Genomic DNA, 3,570 nt, shown 5'->3' with positions numbered 1-3,570 from the left:
GATCTCGCGCTCGATCTCGGCGAGCTCGTCGACGATCTTCTGCCGTTCGAGGGCCGACAGCCGGCGCAGCTGCATGGCCAGGATCGCATCCGCCTGCAGCTCGTCGATGTCGAGCAGATCCATCAGGCCGCTGCGGGCCGCCTCGGTATTGGCCGAGGCGCGGATCAGCGCGATGACCTCGTCGAGGGCGTCGAGAGCCTTGACCAGGCCGCGCAGGATGTGTGCGCGCTCCTCGGCCTTGCGCAGGCGGTAGCGGGTGCGGCGCACGATGACGTCGATCTGGTGGGAGACGTACAGCCGGATCATCTGATCCAGTCGCAGGGTGCGCGGCACGCCGTCGACGATCGACAGCATGTTGGCACCGAAGTTCGTCTGCAGCTGGCTGTGCTTGTACAGGTTGTTCAGCACCACCCGGGCCACCGCGTCCCGCCGCAGCGTCACCACGATGCGCATGCCGACGCGGTCGGAGGACTGGTCCTCGATCTTGGAGATGCCCTTGAGCTTGCCGTCGTTGACCTGCTCGGCGATCGACGAGATCAGGTTGTCCGGGTTCACCTGGTACGGGAGCTCGGTGACCACCAGCGTGGTGGTGCCCTTGTTCTCCTCGATGTCAACCACCGAACGCATCCGGATGCTGCCGCGGCCGGTCGTGTAGGCGTCCTTGATGCCCTGACCGCCGACGATCAGTGCGGCCGTCGGGAAGTCCGGGCCCTTGACCCGCTCCATGCAGGCTTCCAGGGTGGCCTCTTCGTCGGCGTCCGGATTCTCCAGCGCCCAGACGACGGCGTCGGCGACCTCCCGCAGATTGTGCGGCGGGATGTTGGTGGCCATACCGACGGCGATACCGCCCGAACCGTTGACCAGCAGGTTCGGGATACGCGACGGCAGCACCGTCGGCTCCTCGGTCTTGCCGTCGTAGTTCGGGATGAAGTCGACGGTCTCCTCGGTGATGTCGCGCAGCATCTCCATGGCCAGCGGCGTCAGCCGGGCCTCGGTGTAACGCATGGCGGCCGCGCCGTCGTTGCCGCGGGAACCGAAGTTGCCCTGACCGTCCATCAGCGGATAGCGCAGCGACCACGGCTGGGCCAGGCGGACCAGGGCGTCGTAGATCGAGCTGTCGCCGTGCGGGTGGTAGTTACCCATGGTCTCCGAGACCGGGCGCGCCGACTTCACATAGCCGCGTTCCGGGCGGAAGCCGGCGTCGAAGGATGCGTACAGCAGACGACGGTGCACGGGCTTGAGACCGTCGCGGACGTCCGGCAGGGCACGTCCGACGATCACGCTCATCGCATAGTCGATGTAGCTGTTCTGCATCTCCTGCCCGAGGTCTACGGGCTCGATGCGGTCCCCGGTGGCCCCGTCGGCGTTGTCCGGCAGGTCGGTTTCGTCGCTCATCAGTTCACTTTCTCCGCCGGCGCAGCCGCGGAATCGAATCTAGGGGTCAGCACTCGCCTGCGGACTCAGACGTCCAGGAAGCGCACGTCACGGGCGTTGCGAGCGATGAAGCTGCGGCGGGCGGAGACGTCCTCACCCATCAGGATGGAGAACAGCTCGTCGGCCGCGGCGGCGTCGTCGAGGGTGACCTGCTTGAGGATGCGCACCGACGGGTCCATGGTGGTCTCCCACAGCTCGCTGGCGTTCATCTCACCGAGACCCTTGTAGCGCTGGATGCCGTCGTCGGTGTTGATCTTCTTGCCGGAGGCCTTGCCGGCCTCGAGCAGCGCATCGCGTTCCCGGTCGCTGTACGCGAACTCCGGGGCGGCGCCCTTCTGCCACTTGAGCTTGTACAGCGGCGGCTGCGCGAGATAGACGTGGCCGTGTTCGATGAGCGGACGCATGAACCGGAAGAGCAGGGTCAGCAGCAGCGTCGCGATGTGCTGACCGTCGACGTCGGCGTCGGCCATCAGCACGATCTTGTGATAGCGCAGCTTGGACAGGTCGAACTCGTCGTGGATGCCGGTGCCGAAGGCGGTGATGATGGACTGCACTTCGGCGTTCTTGAGGACCCGGTCGATGCGGGCCTTCTCGACGTTGATGATCTTGCCGCGGATCGGCAGGATCGCCTGGTACATGCTGTCCCGGCCGGACTTGGCGGAGCCGCCGGCCGAGTCGCCCTCCACGATGTAGACCTCGCACTTGCTGGGGTCGTTGCTGCGGCAGTCGGCGAGCTTGCCGGGCAGGCCGCCGATGTCGGTGGCGGTCTTGCGGCGGACCAGTTCGCGGGCGCGGCGGGCGGCCATCCGGGCCTGCGCCGAGTCGGCGGCCTTGCGGATGATCAGCTTGGCCTCGGCCGGGTTGGACTCGAACCAGTGCGCCAGGTGCTCGTTGCAGGTGCGCTGCACGAAGCCCTTGACCTCGGTGTTGCCCAGCTTGGTCTTGGTCTGGCCCTCGAACTGCGGGTCGGCGACCTTGACGGAGATGACGGCGGCCAGACCCTCGCGGATGTCGTCGCCGGTGAGCTTGCCGTCCTTCTCCTTGATCAGCTTCTTGTCCAGCGCGTACTTGTTGACGGTGCTGGTCAGCGCGGCGCGGAAGCCCTCTTCGTGGGTGCCGCCCTCGTGGGTGTTGATGGTGTTGGCGAAGGTGTGGACCGATTCGGCGTAGCCGCTGTTCCACTGCATGGCGATCTCGACCTCGTGGCCCTCGCCCTTGCCGCTGTAGCCGATGACGGTGTTGTGGATGCCCGTCTTGGTGCGGTTCAGATGCTTGATGTAGTCGACCAGGCCGTCCGGGTAGTGGTAGGTCCGGGTGCGGATGGTCGCGACCTGCTTGGCCTTGTCCTCGTCCGATTTGATGGATTCGGCGAGCTCGGTGCCGTCGCCGTCCATCTCGACCTCGGCCTCGGCCTCTTCGAGCGTGATGCGGTTGTCGGTCAGCGTGATGGTCAGGCCCTTGTTCAGGAAGGCCATCTCCTGCAGGCGGCGGGCGATCGTCTCCGCACTGAACACGGTCGTCTCGAAGATCTCCGGGTCCGGCCAGAAACGCACGGTGGTGCCGGTCTCCCGGGTGTCGCCGGTCTGCTGGAGCTCGGTGGGCTCGGCGTGGTTGTAGGTCTGTGACCAGGTGTGGCCGTCGCGCTTGATGTCGAGTTCGACCTTGGTCGACAACGCGTTGACCACGGAGATGCCGACGCCGTGCAGACCACCGGAGACCGCATAGGAATCGGAGTCGAACTTACCGCCGGCGTGCAGCTGGGTCATGATGACCTCGACCGCCGGAACGCCGGTGGCGTGCATGCCGACCGGCATGCCGCGGCCGTCGTCGACCACCTCGATGCCGCCGTCTTCTGTGAGGGTGACGTCGACGCGGGTGGCATAGCCGGCCATCGCCTCGTCGACGGAGTTGTCGACGACTTCCCAGATCAGGTGGTGCAGACCCCGCTCACCGGTGGAACCGATGTACATGCCGGGTCGCTTGCGAACCGCCTCGAGGCCTTCGAGAATGCTGATGGATTCGGCGCCGTAATCGCCGCTGGGGTTCTTCGGCTTCTTCGACTCAGTGTTGTCGGCCACGGGACGCGTCCGCTCCTTCACGTTGAGGACAGTTACTGTCCAGTGTACTTCGAAGCCG

At 66.1% G+C, this 3,570-nt stretch carries 2 protein-coding genes; both read right to left on the bottom strand.

All coding sequences use genetic code 11. From position 1 onward, the window contains the following. A partial coding sequence (locus tag GX543_RS18355) for a DNA gyrase subunit A (protein ID WP_290854016.1) occupies positions 1–1,395 on the bottom strand: 1,395 nt, incomplete at its 3' end. A gap of 65 nt (positions 1,396–1,460) precedes the next feature. Beyond that, a complete protein-coding gene (gene gyrB, locus GX543_RS18350; protein WP_290854015.1) occupies positions 1,461–3,512 on the bottom strand; it encodes a DNA topoisomerase (ATP-hydrolyzing) subunit B in 2,052 nt (683 codons plus the stop codon). Positions 3,513–3,570: the final 58 nt, after the last annotated feature.

Origin of the sequence: Gordonia sp. (in: high G+C Gram-positive bacteria), assembly GCF_012515855.1 — a bacterium.
GTDB lineage: Bacteria > Actinomycetota > Actinomycetes > Mycobacteriales > Mycobacteriaceae > Gordonia.
The sequence above is the reverse complement of the archived record's forward strand: the minus strand, read 5'-3'. Positions and strand labels throughout refer to the sequence as shown.